The organism is Roseivirga sp. (assembly GCF_965216855.1).
Classification (GTDB): Bacteria; Bacteroidota; Bacteroidia; order Cytophagales; family Cyclobacteriaceae; genus Roseivirga.
This window is the reverse complement of sequence record NZ_OZ244204.1, coordinates 4,417,874-4,434,460: the sequence shown is the minus strand read 5'-3', so window position 1 is coordinate 4,434,460 and position 16,587 is coordinate 4,417,874. Positions and strand designations below refer to the sequence as shown.

General features: G+C 45.9%; 10 protein-coding genes. 8 read left to right on the top strand and 2 right to left on the bottom strand.

The features are described from left to right. The first annotated feature begins 5 nt into the window (after positions 1–5). From ACOOEY_RS19585 to ACOOEY_RS19555, 7 genes are all read left to right on the top strand, one after another. Positions 6–950 (top strand): formylglycine-generating enzyme family protein, encoded by a 945-nt coding sequence (locus ACOOEY_RS19585; RefSeq protein ID WP_420386420.1) that lies wholly within the window; start codon positions 6–8, stop codon positions 948–950. A gap of 41 nt (positions 951–991) precedes the next feature. Then, on the top strand, positions 992–2,290 hold the full coding sequence (locus ACOOEY_RS19580) for a Gfo/Idh/MocA family protein (RefSeq protein ID WP_420386419.1): 1,299 nt from the start codon (positions 992–994) through the stop codon (positions 2,288–2,290). 25 nt (positions 2,291–2,315) lie between these two features. Beyond that, entirely contained in the window at positions 2,316–2,762 is a 447-nt protein-coding gene (locus ACOOEY_RS19575) for a hypothetical protein (protein ID WP_420386418.1), read from the top strand. Between the two features lie 79 nt (positions 2,763–2,841). Continuing rightward, complete coding sequence (locus tag ACOOEY_RS19570; RefSeq protein WP_420386417.1) at positions 2,842–5,199, top strand: glycosyl hydrolase family 95 catalytic domain-containing protein; 2,358 nt, start codon at positions 2,842–2,844, stop codon at positions 5,197–5,199. Positions 5,200–5,628: 429 nt separating this feature from the next. Continuing rightward, positions 5,629–6,192 carry a hypothetical protein gene (locus tag ACOOEY_RS19565; RefSeq protein ID WP_420386416.1) on the top strand — a complete coding sequence of 188 codons (564 nt, stop codon included), beginning with the start codon at positions 5,629–5,631 and terminating at the stop codon, positions 6,190–6,192. A 305-nt stretch (positions 6,193–6,497) separates the two neighbouring features. Then, entirely contained in the window at positions 6,498–6,797 is a 300-nt protein-coding gene (locus ACOOEY_RS19560; protein ID WP_420386415.1) for a GIY-YIG nuclease family protein, read from the top strand. Positions 6,798–7,369: 572 nt separating this feature from the next. Continuing rightward, entirely contained in the window at positions 7,370–7,531 is a 162-nt protein-coding gene (locus tag ACOOEY_RS19555; RefSeq protein ID WP_420386414.1) for a hypothetical protein, read from the top strand. A 1,350-nt stretch (positions 7,532–8,881) separates the two neighbouring features. Here the strand turns inward: ACOOEY_RS19555 and ACOOEY_RS19550 are convergent. Both ACOOEY_RS19550 and gltB read right to left on the bottom strand, forming a co-directional pair. Beyond that, the gene (locus ACOOEY_RS19550; RefSeq protein ID WP_420386413.1) at positions 8,882–10,306 is read right to left on the bottom strand and encodes a glutamate synthase subunit beta; all 1,425 of its coding nucleotides are present in this window, start codon (positions 10,304–10,306) and stop codon (positions 8,882–8,884) included. Then, the gene (gltB, locus tag ACOOEY_RS19545) at positions 10,306–14,769 is read right to left on the bottom strand and encodes a glutamate synthase large subunit (protein WP_420386412.1); all 4,464 of its coding nucleotides are present in this window, start codon (positions 14,767–14,769) and stop codon (positions 10,306–10,308) included. Before gltB ends, ACOOEY_RS19550 begins: the two co-directional genes overlap by 1 nt. A 197-nt stretch (positions 14,770–14,966) precedes the next feature. On the opposite strand from gltB, the gene ACOOEY_RS19540 reads away from it, so the two are divergent. Beyond that, positions 14,967–16,511 (top strand): hypothetical protein, encoded by a 1,545-nt coding sequence (locus ACOOEY_RS19540; RefSeq protein WP_420386411.1) that lies wholly within the window; start codon positions 14,967–14,969, stop codon positions 16,509–16,511. Positions 16,512–16,587 lie beyond the last annotated feature (76 nt).

The window sequence follows — 16,587 nt, the reverse complement described above, 5'->3', positions numbered from 1 at the left end:
CCTGAATGAAACAGCTCATTTACTTTTTTAGCCTGCTGGTACTCACTTTTTCAATCAGAACTGACCAGCCATTCGAAAACTATCATCAGTCCATTCCCGGCACCGACATGCAAGTGGAAATGATTGCAATTCCCGGTGGCTCCTTTACTATGGGAAGTACTAATAAGCCGGATGAACAGCCTGTACATCAAGTTGAGGTATCTCCTTTCTGGATGGCGAAGTATGAAACTACCTGGAATCTTTATCGACTGTATCGTGAAAGAAACCTGGATACTGAGCAACCTCAGCAATTGGAAGGCACGGAGGTCAAAATCAAAGTCGATGCGGTTGCCAGAGCAACTACCCCTTATGTAGATATGAGCTTCGGTATGGGCACAGATGGGTACCCTGCCATTGGCATGACTCAACTGGCCGCTGCCAAGTTCTGCGAGTGGCTTTCAGCCATGACCGGTAATTTCTACAGGCTTCCCACCGAAGCTGAATGGGAATATGCTGCCAGAGCGGAAACAACAACCGATTATTCATTCGGCAATGACACCGGCCAACTCAGTGAATATGCATGGTTCAAAGACAACAGTGAAGAGGCCTACCATCCGACAGGTGAAAAGAAGCCTAATCCATGGGGTCTGTACGATATGCATGGCAATGTAGCTGAATGGACGTTGGATGCTTATCAATCAACTTATCAGACCAGCGAGCGACAGAACCCCTGGGTAGTTCCTGTAAAAACTTACCCGAGAGTAGTCAGAGGTGGTTCATGGGTAGATGAAGCCGATGCCCTGAGAAGTGCCGCCCGCAAAGCCTCAGATAAATCATGGAAGAAAAGAGATCCTCAAATTCCTAAAAGCCTGTGGTGGCACACCGATGCGCCTTTTGTAGGCTTCAGAATTGTAAGACCACTGTACACCCCTTCTGAAGAAGAGCAGCGTCAGTATTGGGGATATCAATAGAGGATCAAGTAAATAAAATACAAGACAAATCAACCTGAACTATGGAAAATAAATCGAGAAGAAACTTTTGTAAAGCAGCCGCTCTCAGCACTGGCGGGCTGCTCATCCTCCCTACTGGGATGCACGGTAAAATCTACGGCAGTGGAAGCGACAAACTAAGGCTGGCACTGGTGGGCTGCGGTGGACGCGGTACTGGTGCTGCCGTACAGGCCCTCACAGCCGATGCAGACGTAGAACTGGTTGCCATGGCCGATGCCTTCGAAGATCGTCTGAATGGAAGCCTTTCCGCCATTACCGATCACTTTGATGGAGAAAAGGAAATCAATGTACCGGAAAAGAATCGGTTTGTTGGGCTCGATGGTTACCGCCAGGCCATAGATCAGGCCGATGTTGTCATTCTGGCCACCCCTCCCGGGTTCAGACCAACTCACTTTGAATATGCCATTGCTAACGATAAGCATGTGTTCATGGAGAAACCCGTGGCTACTGATGCCTACGGTGTTCGTAAAGTGCTGAAGTCAGCCAAAATCGCCAAAGAGAAAAAGCTGAATGTGGTTGTAGGCTTGCAAAGACATTATGAAGACAAATACCTCCAGTTGCTCAATCAGGTAAAAAAGGGAGCCATAGGTCAGATTACCTCTGGTCAGGTATATTGGAATAGCGGTGGTGTGTGGGTCAGACCTCGTCAACAGGGACAAAGCGAGCTGGAATACCAGATGAGAAACTGGTACTACTTCAACTGGCTTTGTGGTGATCACATCCTCGAACAGCACATTCATAATATTGATGTAGCCAACTGGTTCATTGGCGACTACCCTGTTTCTGCCCAGGGAATGGGTGGTCGACAGGTGCGCAATGGAAAAGACCATGGTGAAATTTATGACCACCACTTTGTGGAATTTACCTATGCCAGTGGAGCCGTAATTGCCAGCCAGTGCAGACATCAACCAGGTACTATGTCCCGCGTCAATGAAGTATTGCAGGGTACCAAAGGCTCCGTAAATACCGGCCCTGGAGAAATTAAAACGCTCTCCGGTGAGACCAGCTATAAATATGATGGCGACAATCCTAACCCTTATCAGGTGGAACATGACAAACTCTTTGCTGCCATACGCAATGGCGATGTAATCTCTAATGGCGAATATGGTGCTAAAAGTACCCTAACAGCTATTATGGGACGAATGGCCACCTATTCCGGACAGGTAATCACATGGGATCAGGCACTCAATGTAGACATGCAAATCATGCCCGATGAACTGACATGGAAGGATAATCCTCCAACTATGCCGGATGCCAATGGAATGTATCCTATTCCTACTCCCGGGGTAACGAAGTATTGAACAAACAGAATCCAGAAGTAAGAAAATGATTAGATCGAAAGTGTATTTATTGGCAACAGCGATACTCCTGTTAGCTTCTGTTAATGGCTGTACCAATGCTTACAACCGATTAAATACAACAGATAGAGCCAATCTTAATATAATTTCAGAAATACTTGAACAAGGCAAATGGCGATACGAGGATGAGGACTGTAGTACAGCCTTTCTTTCCCTCACTTTTGATAAGCCAAATATGACCCTTTTGGCGGACTCGAAGCTATCAGATTCAGACACTGTGAATCATTATGTATATGATATACATTCAATCACGGAAAACAGTCTGTTTATGGGTATCAGGGACGAAAAAAGATCAGATGATCTTGGCCATCCAGTAAAATGGCATCTCATACTGGTAGATAGACAAACTTTCTACTGGCGCAGGGGTGACTGGAACCCTAACAGCGGCACTAAAAACTTGGTATTATGTCAGTAAGCAGGTATCAGTTATTGCTCCATCTCTGTCCTTTGCTAACGCAAAACCTGACCCTCGACCGATAGATTAAAACTCAACCATGCATAGATTCACCATAGCCCTATTAGCCAGCCTTTTCCTGTCAGCCTGCAGTTCTAAACAGACATCTCCGGGAATCGAAGTGGCTCAACCCGATGACTCATCTGTCCTTTGGTACAGGCAACCAGCCAAAGAATGGATAGAAGCACTCCCTCTTGGTAATGGAAGGTTCGGTGCTATGGTATTTGGTGACCCTAACCGAGAAAGGCTTCAGCTTAATGATGACAGCCTATGGCCGGCAGAGGATGGCTGGGATAACCCGGACGGCACACCAGAAGACCTTGCAAAAGTACGTCAGCTGATTATTGAAGGTGAAAATGTAAAGGCCGATGCGCTTTTCGTTGAGAAATTCCTCACCAAATCTGTCACCAAGTCACACCAGACCATGGGCGATCTGTTGATAGATTTCGGTTCGAATGAATACTCAAACTACACACGTTCGCTTGACTTAAGAACTGCCCTATTCGAATCATCCTACAAACTGGAAAATAGCTCAATTCGTCAGCAGGTATTTACCTCCAATCCGGATGACGGGATTTTTATGCAATACACAGCAGAAGGAGAAGAAGGAATTTCTGCGGTAATCACCATGACCAGACCCGAAGATGAGGGACATGCTACGGCTATTTCTTTTGTTGAGGATAACACCCTTGTGATGCAGGGAGAGGTCACTCAGTATGGAGGGCAGTTCAAGGGAAAGGCCACGCCTGTTCTTCATGGGGTGAAGTTCGATACTCGTGTCAAGCTTAGGCACGAAGGTGGAAAAGTTATTTATCATGATGCTTCCATTGAGTTGAAAGGGGTGAAAAAGGCAACTTTCTATATTGTCAGTGCCACCAGCTTTTATCATGAAGCTTATTCAGAGCATAACCAGAAACACCTGACAGAAGTAAGCGCCAGATCCTTTGATGATTTACTTTCTGCTCATGTAGAAGACTATCAATCGCTTTATAACAGGATGCAGCTAAACATTGCTAATCCGTCACAAAACCTGCCAACGGATGAGCGCCTCCAGGCTGTTATTGATGGAGGTGTTGACATTGGCCTTGAAGAGCTACTCTTCAACTATGGCAGGTACCTTTTGATCAGCTCTTCCCGCCCCGGAGCCAATCCTGCCAATCTTCAGGGCATTTGGAACAAAGACATCGTGGCGCCATGGAATAATGACTACCATCTGAATATCAATCTGCAGATGAATTATTGGCCTACGAATGTGACTAACCTCGATGAACTCAATAGTCCTCTATTCGACTTCATCGACAAATTAGTGGAAAATGGAAAGCAAGGAGCCATGGAAAACTTTGGTTGCAGAGGATCCTTTATTCCTCATGCTACGGACTTATGGGCACCGACATTCCTCAGGTCGAACCAGGCCTACTGGGGAGGTTCAATGGGTGGCGGTGGCTGGTTAATGCAGCACTACTGGCAGCATTATCTCTTTACGCAAGACAAACATTTCCTGAAGGAACGAGCATTTCCAGCGATACAGGAAGTAGCCAAGTTTTATAGTGACTGGCTAACCGTTGACCCACGGGATGGCTCTTTGGTGTCCGCTCCCTCCTCTTCACCCGAAAACAGCTACATCAATGCAAAGGGCGATCATGCCGCCTTGGTAATGGGCAGTGCCAAAGATCAGCAAGTCATTCATGAGGTATTCACCAACTACCTGAAGGGTGCCAAAATTCTTGGAGTAGAAAACGAATGGACTGAAAAGATTGCCGGGCAAATTACTCAACTCCGACCAGGTATCAGGTTAGGAAGTGACGGACGTATACTGGAATGGGATCAGGAATATGAAGAGCCGGAACCGGGACACAGACATATGTCCAACCTCTATGCTTTTCATCCGGGCAACCAGATTACCAATCAGAGAACTCCTGATTTAGTAGCCGCAGCCAAGAAAACCATGGACTACCGCATGGAGCATGGTGGAGGGCACACCGGCTGGAGCCGTGCCTGGCTGATCAACCTGCAGGCCAGGTTTCTGGAAGGTAATCTGGCTCACGAAAACATATTAGCTTTGCTTCGTAAGTCCATGGCTTCCAATATGTTCGACTTGCACCCTCCTTTCCAGATCGATGGTAACTTCGGGCTCACAGCCGGAATAGCGGAAATGCTGATTCAATCGCATGAGGACCAACTCATTAGAATTCTTCCGGCATTACCGGAGTCCTGGCCTTCAGGGCAGGTGAAAGGACTCAAAGCCAGAGGAAATATCACAGTAGATATTGAATGGCAGGATGGCAAAGCCAGCAGCCTTGTTCTGCTTTCACCCGTATCACAACACGTTCAGGTAATGGTGAATGGAGAAACTAAAGAAGTGATACTTGAAGCTGGAGAGTCTTTGGAGGTGCTCTAGATCTCGATCAGCTTCATTATTGCAAGAAGAAAGGCTCAGTGAGCAAGTGCATTACAACATCGTTACAAACCTGGCATAAGCATCTAACTGAGGCCTTTATTAATAGCCCCACCCATATATCCCTCCCCACCGGAGAGGGACAGCACATGCTGCAAGTGTTAAACGACATTGGTTCTAACAGCACTTGGTACCGTCTTCCACCCATGGAGGAAGACAGGAGATGAGGGCTCTTTTGGCTCAGTGCAATCCGCTAGAGATTCCCGCCTGCGCGGGAATGACGTAGAACCATAGGGAATAACATTTCAGTTAAAACGAGAGGAAAGTACATTTCCATATTAATCCATCTAGCCGTTCACCAACAGGCTCTCCCTCAGGTCGATTTGTACACGGTACCATATTTGGCTACTTTAGAATAAACATTCACTTCCAATGATCATTCAATTTATAGTCTGGACCTGCGCTATTCTATTTGCGGTAACAGGAGTTGTTACAGTATTGGCTCTTGTAGGAGTTCTCAAAATTAAAAAGGAGTACATGAATAAGCTTTTCTACTCCCTGATCTTAGAGGTAGTAGCTGGTTGTATTTTCGGATTTAACACCTATCTAAAGAATTACTCCCAGTCTGATAACTGGAATTTTGTAGCCATTACCACCCCTCAAATTAATATTGCCAATAATGACATTGACACGATCATTGTCGATACCAGCTATATGAACATGCTATTCAATGGTGTTGTGCAGTTCGATAAGTCTAAAGACATTAAGTCCATGTTTGAATACAAGGAAGGTGATCAGGTGAAGTACTCTTCTGAATTGACTGTAAATCCCAGTGGAATATATAGTCTGAATATCCCGGTTTCAACTTTTACGGATAATACCAACTGTACCATTAAGGCCTACTTGTTAGATGGAGATGAAATAGTTAAGGACTATTTGATCAATGGGTATATTGTTAAAAGGCCAGGGCCTAATAATACTTCTGGTGGAGAATAGATGGGGTTTGAACCCGTCTCATTCCATACCTGCTTCTAAAGATTAAAACAAGGGGACTCTGTCATTCAGAGCGAAGCCAGACTTCCTGCAGAAAGCTGGGAATCCCTTTGTTAGGTGTAAAACTCTGGGAGATTCTTCAGTCGCACATTTCTTATTTCATGGAAATGTTCTCCTTCTGAATGACGCGGTTAGCAAGGCTACATCGGTCAGCGTCATTCAGAGGAAGTATTATCCCGATGCATATCAGGGATAATACGACCGAAGAATCCCCTACTTCATTAAATTAGTCTTTTAAACCATCTCAAATGGCATTCGGAGGATCTATATACATACTCACGAACCGACATAATACAACCTTTTATGTAGGTGTAACTTCTGAATTACAATCCAGAATTATACAGCACATAGAAAAGGTCTATCCCAAGAGTTTTACGGCCAAATACAACTTGAACAAGCTCGTGCATATGGAACACTTTGGATTTATAGAAGAGGCTATTCAGAGGGAGAAGTACATCAAAGGAAAAAGCAGACAATGGAAAATTGACCTGATCAATCAACACAATCCTAATTGGCACGATTTGGCTCCTGAAGTTTTAAGTTGGTAATCACATCATTCAGAGCGAAGCGAACCTGCCTGCGGCAGACAGGTAATCCCTTTGTTAAGTGCAAAACTCCGGGAGATTCTTCAGTCGGCTTAAGGCCTCCTTCTGAATGACGCGGTGAGCTGAACGACATCGGTCACCGTCATTCAGAGGGAGCATTATCCCGATGTATATCAAGGATAATACGACCGAAGAATCTACAACGGAAACCACCGGGCTTTGGGGCTTTAAGCCCTCCTTTGCCTTCAGACAGTTAGGATCTTCTGCAATGCATTGTCATCTAGAATCTAGAGGAATGAGAAGAACCTCTATGTTAGGTGTAAAACTCTGAGAGATTCTTCAGTCGTACATTTCTCATTTCATGGAAATGTTCTCCTTCTGAATGAAGCGGTGAGCTGAACGACATCGGTCACCGTCATTCAGAGGGAGTATTATCCCGATGTATATCAGGGATAATACGACCGAAGAATCCCCAACGGAAACCATCAGGCTTTGATATTTTAGGCCCTCCCTTGCCTTCCGACAGATGGGATCTTCTCCCCTCTGCAATGCAGTGTCATCTGGAATCTAGAGGAATGAGAAGAACCTCTATGTTAGCTGCAAAACTTCTGGGAGATTCTTCAGTCGCACATTTCTCATTTCATGGAAATGTTCTCCTTCTGAATGACGCGGTTAGCGGAGCTGCTTCGGTCACCGTCATTCAGAGGAAGTATTATCCCGATGTATATCAGGGATAATACGACCGAAGAATCCCCAACGGAAACCACCGGGCTTTGGCACTTTAAGCCCCTTCCTTGCCTTCAGACAAGTGGGATCTTCTCCCATCTGCAATGTATTGTCATCTAGAATCTAGAGGAATGAGAAGAACCCCTATGTTAGCTGCAAAACTTCTGGGAGATTCTTCAGTCGCACATTTCCCATTTCATGGAAATGTTCTCCTTCTGAATGACGCGGTGAGCTGAACGACATCGGTCACCGTCATTCAGAGGAAGTATTATCCCTATGTATATCAGGGATAACACGACCGAAGAATCCCCAACGGAAACCATCGGACTTTGATACTTTGAGCCCTCCTTTGCCTTCAGATAGGTGGGATCTTCTCCCCTCTGCAATACATTGTCATCTGGAATCTAGAGGAATGAGAAGAACCTCTATGTTAGCTGCAAAACTCTGGGAGATTCTTCAGTCGCACATTTCCTATTTCATGGAAATGTTCTCCTTCTGAATGACGTGGTGAACGGAGCTGCATCGGTCACCGTCATTCAGAGGAAGTATTATCCCGATGTATATCAGGGACAACACGACCGAAGAATCTCCAACGGAAACCACCGGGCTTTGATACTTTAAGCCCTCCTTTGCCTTCAGACAAGTGGGATCTTCTCCCCTCTGCAATGCATTGTCATCTGGAATCTAGAGGAATGAGAAGAACCTCTATGTTAGCTGCAAAACTCTGAGAGATTCTTCAGTCGCACATTTCTCATTTTATGGAAATGTTCTCCTTCTGAATGACGCGGTTAGCGGAGCTGCATCAGTCACCGTCATTCAGAGGAAGTATTACCCCGATGCATATCAGGGGTAATACGACCGAAGAATCTCCAACGGAAATCACTAGACTTTGATACTTTAAGCCCTTCCTTGGCTTCCGACAGGTAGGATCTTCTCCCCTCTGCAATGCATTGTCATATAGAATCTAGAGGAATGAGAAGAACCTCTATGTTAGCTGTAAAACTCCGGGAGATTCTTCAGTCGCACATTTCTCATTTCATGGAAATGTTCTCCTTCTGAATGACGTGGTTAGCGGGGCGGCATCGGTCACCGTCATTCAGAGGAAGTATTATCCCGATGCATATCAGGGATAATACGACCGAAGAATCCCCAACGGGAACCATCAGGCTTTGATATTATAAGCCCTCCCTTTCCTTCCGACCGATGGACTTTATCTCTACGCATACTGTAAGAGTTAAACTACAATGCTCCTCATAGCACTTGGCCCCGTCTTCCTCCTACGGGGGAACCTGCCTGCCGGTAGGCAAGGGAGGCCAGATGGGGGCTCTTTGGGTTAAGTGCAATCCGATAGAGATTCCCGCCTACGCGGGAATGACGCCCAACTGGAACACTTTCTCAACCGCCTTCGCTGCTCTTCTCCCCTCCGCTATCGCCCAAACCACTAAGCTTTGGCCTCTACGGCAGTCGCCAGCAGCGAAGATATTGGGTTTGGAGGTTTGAAAGCCTGTGGTTTTGAAGTTACCCCGAGGATCAAGTTCCAGTCCAAACTGGTTAGACAGGCCGTGTTCCGGGTTGGAGAAGCCAATGGCCAAAAAAGCCATGTCGCAGTCTATTACTTCTTCAGTACCTGCTATCTCTTCGTATTGGAATTTGGCCTTATCGGTCCAGCGGATTTTCACGGTTTCTACTCCTTTTAGCTGACCAGCTTCACCAATAAAGCGTTTGGTCAGAATGGACCAGTCTCTATTAGCTCCTTCTTCATGTGAAGTAGAGGTATTGAGAGTCATTGGCCATTCGGGCCATGGATTGCTTTCCAAACGGGCAGTCGGTGGTTTGTCCATCAGTTCTATCTGGGTAACAGAGGTAGCACCCTGGCGGTTGCTGGTACCTACACAATCGGCTCCGGTATCTCCACCGCCAATCACCAGTACCTTCTTATCTTTAGCGTTCAGTTCTGGGCTTAATTCAGCAATTTGACCTGAAATCAATCGATTCTGATGGGTTAGGAACTTCATGGCAAAGTGTACCCCTTGCAGGTCTCTTCCCGGAATGGGTAAATCTCTCGGTACAGTAGAACCCACGCAGATAACTACAGCATCGAATTGAGCTTCCAGCTCTGCAGCACTGATATCTTTACCGATTTCCACATTACACTGAAAGTCGATACCTGCCTTTTCCATCAGGGCCACCCTGCGGGCCACCACTTCCTTATTCAGTTTGAAATCAGGAATTCCCAGGCGTAACAGGCCCCCCGGCACTTCATCTCTTTCATAGACCATCACACTGTGACCCTGCTTTCTTAACTCTTCAGCTGCTGCCAAACCAGCAGGACCAGAACCCACTACCGCCACAGACTTACCCGTTTCGAAACCTGGTACAATGGGCTGCTCCCAACCTTCGCTAAAGGCCCTTTCGCTGATCTCTCTTTCAATATGCTCAATATTGACGGCTGCATTGTTGATACCCAGCACACAGCTGGCTTCACAAGGTGCAGGACAAATTCTACCAGTAAACTCAGGGAAGTTGTTGGTGCTTTTCAGCACTTCCCAGGCTTCCTTCCATTCCCCTCGATAGACGGCATCATTAAAGTCCGGTATCTTATTGCCCAACGGACATCCATTATGGCAAAAGGGAATGCCGCAATCCATGCAGCGGGCTGCCTGCTCAGTGTATTGGCCTTCATCCCATGACTCCACAAATTCGGCAAAGTGATGTACCCGCTCTTCCGGAGCCTCCATGCTTTTCTTTGCCCTGTCGTATTTCAAAAATCCTTGTACGTCTCCCATTATGCCATTACATTTTCAAAGTCCCTCTTCTTCGCCATTACACGCTTGTATTCGGTAGGAATCACCTTTACAAAGTGTGTTTTGGCAATTTCCCATTGGCTCAACAGCTCAATGGCTTTTACACTGTTTGTGTATCGGTGATGCTTTTCCAGCATCATATGCAGGAAAGTGAAATCATCCTCTTCGGGATATTCCAGTTCCACCAGATCCATATTGCATCGCGACTCAAAGTCGAAGTCGGCAGCATAGATATAGGCAATACCTCCTGACATACCTGCCGCGAAGTTTTTACCCGTTTCACCCAGTACCACGACACGGCCACCAGTCATATATTCGCAGCCATGATCGCCAACGCCTTCCACTACCGCTTTGGCACCAGAATTACGCACAGCAAATCGCTCACCTGCCTGTCCGTTCACATAGAGACGACCCCGAGTGGCACCATATAGGGCCACATTACCAATGAGCACATTATCTGCGGCTTTGCATTCGCTTTCGGGGCTTGGGTAAATTACCAGTTTTCCACCGGAAAGCCCTTTACCTACATAGTCATTGGCTTCGCCTTCCAGGTTGAAGGTGATACCGTGAGCGAGGAATGCACCAAAGCTCTGCCCTGCCGCGCCATGAAAATCTACGGTAATGGTACCATCGGCCAGGCCTTCAGGACCAAATTGTCCCGTAAACTGTCCGGCCAGCATAGCCCCGGTAGTTCTGTTTTCATTATGAATATGTTGCTCGAAGCGAACACGTTCGGAATGCTTAAAGGTCGGCTGTGCCAGTTTGATCAGCTGATGATCGAGCACCTCGGTGATTCTCGAAGGCTGAAGCTGTGTTTTGTACTGCTCCTTCCCTTTTTCACTAAACGGATTATCAAGTATTGGTGTGAGATCGATATCTCCTGCACGCTCCGTTGCCTTCGCCTTATTGAATTGCAGCAGATCAGTTCTGCCTACCAGCTCACTCACCGTTCTAATACCTAATTCAGCCATGATGAGGCGCATTTCTTCAGCCATCATGGTGAAGAAGTTCACAATATGATCTACTTCTCCGGTGAATAATCTCCTCAGTTCTGGTCTTTGTGTGGCAACTCCAACGGGACAGGTATTCAGATGGCATTTACGCATCATAATACAGCCTTCCACCACCAGCACTGCGGTGGCTACTCCCCACTCCTCAGCCCCCAGCATAGTGGCTATGGCCAGGTCGCGAGCGGTTTTAATCTGCCCGTCAGTTTGTAGTTTAACACGTTTCCTGAGTCCGTTTCTCAGCAAGGTTTGATGTGCTTCTGCCAAACCAATCTCCCATGGAATGCCGGCATGCTGAATGGAGCTGATGGGTGAAGCACCCGTTCCGCCATCATGTCCCGAAATGAGGATATTATCCGCATTCGCTTTAGCTACCCCGGCCGCAATAGTTCCTACTCCTGCCTCAGCCACCAGCTTTACATTGATCTCGGCCTTGGTATTCACATTTTTCAGGTCGAAGATGAGCTGAGCGAGGTCTTCAATAGAATAGATATCGTGGTGAGGTGGTGGGGAAATAAGTGTTACTCCTGGCGTGGAATGTCTGATTCGGGCTATATTCTCATCTACCTTCAATCCCGGTAGCTGACCTCCCTCTCCGGGCTTGGCTCCCTGAGCAATTTTAATCTGAATTTCATCTGCATTGATCAGGTAATGAGTGGTGACGCCAAAACGACCACTGGCCACCTGCTTAATGGCAGAGCGCGCCAACAGGCCATCCGCATCGCGTGTGAATCTGGCCGCATCTTCTCCCCCTTCACCACTGTTTGACTTACCGCCAATCTTATTCATGGCTTTGGCGATGGTGGTATGCGCTTCTTCTGAAATGGAACCGAATGACATGGCTCCGGTAGCAAAACGCTTCATGATTTCTGAAGCGGGCTCTACCTCATCTACAGATATAGGTTCTGCCTTTTTGAAGTCGAAGAGGCTGCGCAGAGTTACATTTTCTTTCTCCTGCTCATCTATTAGTTTAGCATATTTTCTAAACAATTCGAGATCATTCAAACGGGTTGATTTCTGAAGGAGATGAATGGTCTGAGGATTGAACAGGTGCTTCTCACCCTCAGCTCTCCATTGGTAGATTCCACCATCAGCTAAACGCTTGGTCAAACCCTTTTCATCATAGGCTAATTGATAATTGGCTTTGATTTCCGCTTCCAGTTGATCGAAATTCTTTCCAGATATTCTGTTAGGTGTTCCCTTGAAACAGAGTTTGACAATTTCATCACTCAGGCCAAGCACCTCAAAGATTTGTGCGCTCTCATATGACTGAAGGGTCGAAATACCCATTTTTGAGAGGATTTTACGCAATCCATAGCCAATAGCCTTAATGTATTGATCAATAGCCCTGGTGGCTTCATCAGGCTCAGTCAGGGAGTTGATGGTCTCGAAAGCGAGGTATGAACAAACGGCTGAAGCTCCATAACCAATCAGCGTAGCATAGTGATGTGTTTCTACGACATCGCCTCCTTCTATCACCAAACTGACTCGTGCCCTAATGCCCTGATCGATCAGGTAATGGTGAACTGCTCCGGTAATCAGCAGCGATGGAATGGAAAGTTTTCCGGCTTCGGGGCGGTTGCTCAATACTAAAATATTAGCACCTCCTCTTACTAAATCGGCAGCTTGTTTAGATAATTCTCTAATAGCTGTTTTTAGCTTTTGCTGAGTGGGGTCATAGGTGGCAGATAGTGCCACCGTACGATAATCTTTTTCGTCCAGCTGTTTAATGGCTTCCAGCAGAGCAGGCTTTACCACAGGTTGGTCGAGTAAGATCTTTCTGGAGGTTGGGTCATTATCTTCAAGCAGGTTATTGGACTGCCCAAGGTATACAGCGAGTGACATGACGGCTTTCTCCCTTATCGGGTCAATGGCCGGATTACTTACCTGAGCAAACAGCTGTCTGAAGTAGTTGGAGATATGGGCATTTCTTCGGGCAAATACGGCCAATGCTGCATCATTTCCCATAGAACCGATCGGCTCTGTACCCAGGTCTGACATAGGTTTGAGTATGTATTTCAGATCTTCTCTGGAATAACCAAAACTCAATTGCTCTTTCAGCAATTCCTGTTTATCCAGTTCGAAGTTTAATGTGGTATCCCTCGCCAGGTCTGATTCATGAGTGATGAGTTCATCGTTCCATCGCTGATAATCAAACTGAGCACTCAGTCTGGTTTTGATGGATTCATCTTCTTCGAAGGTATTTTCAACCAAATCTACCAGAACCATCTGCCCAGGCTTAAGCTTCCCTCTTTTCAGTACTTGCCCGGGTTCTATTTCTACGATACCGGTTTCAGAGGCAAAGACTATTCTATCGTCTTTGGTAATGGTATATCGGGTTGGTCTCAGTCCGTTTCTGTCAATGCAGGCTCCTACCTTGTTGCCATCGGTAAAGCAAACCGCAGCGGGGCCATCCCAGGGTTCCAGGAAGGTAGCGTGATAGTCATAAAAAGCTCTTAATTCTTTACTGAGGGTAATATTCTCTCGCCATGCCGGGGGAATGAGCATGGCCATAACGCGCTCAATTTCTCTTCCACCCATAATCAACAGCTCAACAGCCATGTCCAGATTGGCAGAGTCAGAGAACTCAGTATTGCAAATAGGCAACAACTGGTTAATCTCTTCTTTAGTGAAATGGGTTGAATTGAACAATGCCTCTCTGGAACGCATCTTATTGATGTTTCCCTTGATGGTATTGATCTCACCATTATGAGCAATAAAACGGAAAGGTTGGGCCAGCCTCCATTCTGGTAATGTATTGGTTGAGAATCGGGAGTGAATTATAGCGAATGACGATACAAGCTGATGATCTTTCAAATCAGGGTAATACTCATCAAGCTGCCAGGTGCGTAATTCTCCTTTATAGATAATGGAATGAACGGAGCAGGAAGACATATAGAACTCCCTGGCAGAATCCAGTCCACGTGCCTTATATTCAGTAATCTTTCTAAAGAGGTAGAGTTTTCTATTGAGGTCGAGACCGGAAAGTCCTTCGGTACTCTTAATGAAGTATTGCCTTACATAGGGTTCGTTGCTTTTGGCAAAGTCTCCTATTTCATCGCCAAGGGTTGGTACCCAACGCGTCCAGCAAACTTCCAGATCACATTGCCTGATGACAGCATTCAATATACTTTCAAACAGGGCCGTATTTTCTTTGGGAAGAAAAACCATAGCCACACCATAATGTTCTCTCTCCGGCAAGGCAATCTCCTCTTGTTCGGCCAGTTGCCTGAAGTACTGATGTGGAATTTGAATATGCACTCCTGCACCATCACCAGTCTTGTCATCAGAAGCTACTCCACCCCTGTGCTCCATGCGGTGCAGCATTTTCAGGGCATCGGCTACAATCTGATGTGACGGCTGGTTCTTGATATTGGCAATGAAACCAATACCGCAGGCGTCTTTCTCATATTCTTCTCTGTATAATCCTCTTGTCATTTGTTATATTGAATGTAGTAGTTGGGGCAGCAAACGTTTACATCGATTCTATACCCCATTGTAAAGTCAACCATTCTGAAATTACCTAATTTGGTAGGATTGAAAGAATGTAAAACAGTGGGAAATATGAATTCCACGAGATTACAAACTCAATACAATACACTGACATTCAACTACTTAAACTCAATAGAAATCACATGTCCAAAACTCCTAATGAGCAGCTACTTTTTGAGTTGATCCAGTCTCTGACCAAGTCTGAGAAAAGGAGTTTCAAGCTCTACGCCAAGAGATCGGGCGGAGCCACTGAAACGAAATACATCAAGCTTTTCGACATCATGGAAAAGATGGAGGTCTACAATGAAGAGCTCATTCTGAAAAAGCTTCCCGGAACCAGCAAGACACAGTTTGCCAATCTTAAGTCGCACCTGTATCAACAGATACTGGGTAGTCTTCGTCTTTCCGGACTGAAGGACGATATAGATATTGATCTACGGGAGCAATTGGACTTCATCAGAGTACTTTATAAGAAGGGACTGTATTACCAGAGTTTAAGGTTATTGAACAGGGCCAAGAACATTACGGGTGACTACCGCAAAGACTTGTTCCAACTGGCTCTGCTGGATTATGAAAAGCAGATCAGGTCGCAACAGGTATTTGACCTGGAAGAAGATCAGGCCTTCGACATTGATGTGCAGACCGATCAGGCCATGAAGCGCTTTATGAATGTGCAGAAATTCTTCACCCTGGCGACCCGACTGAAAGCCCGCTTTGTACAGCATGGCATGGTGAAATCGGAGCGCGAGATGAATAACCTCAAGGCTCTTTTCTATACCAATTTGCCTGAGTTTAAGGAAAGTGAACTGGCCTTCAACGAGAAATTCTACCTCTACAGGGCCTATTACTGGTTTTCTTACCTCACCTATGACTTTGACAATTGTGTGACTTATGCTGAGAAGTGGGTGGATATTTTCCACGAAACCGGACTACACAAGAAACGAAGATCGGCTTACCTCAAAGGGCTCAACCGATTGCTACAGTCAGCCTTCAGAGTGAACAGCATTTCCAAGTTTGATGAGTATTACAAACTGCTCGATGAATTCGAAGAGGTGGAAGGTCCTACTTTGGCCAGTAATACGCAAGTGCTGCTGCTGAAGTACAAGGCCATTCAGGCCTTCAATTATGTCTTTCTGACTACCGAATTCGAAGCGAATGAAGAGCGCATCGGTCAGGTACTCAAAGAGATTGAAGCCAGCAAAAACGTGATCGATAAGCATAATATGGTAGTTATTTACTACAAGGCCTCTGTCTTCTACTTTGCTTTGAAGAAATACAATGAGTCGAGATACTACCTCAACAAGCTACTCAATGATGGTGACCGCCTGAGAAGCGACCTGAAAGGTTATGCGCGTATTATCAGCATACTGATAGATTATGATACAGGCGAAGAGGAGTACATGGAGCAGAAGCTTAAAGCAGCTTATGACTATATCGTATATGAAGAAAACCTGGGCAAGGTACAGCAGGTCTTCCTCGACTTTATGGGTAAGATTGGCTCTATCTATCCGCAAGACCTGAAAAAGGGCTTCCGCAGTCTCAAAGCAGAAATTGAGAAGGTAAATGATGGCGATTTCTCCAGAAAGACCCTGCTCTATTTTGACTTGATGAGCTGGATTGAAGCGAAGATCGAGGGAAGAAGCTTTGCAGAAATGGTAAGAGAAAAAACAAGGCTCCACTATAAGTAGAGCCTGTTTTCATTCTTATCACCAGCTTTCCATTCAAAGATAAAATCAGAAATAAACAGGAAAGTTTATATTTGCG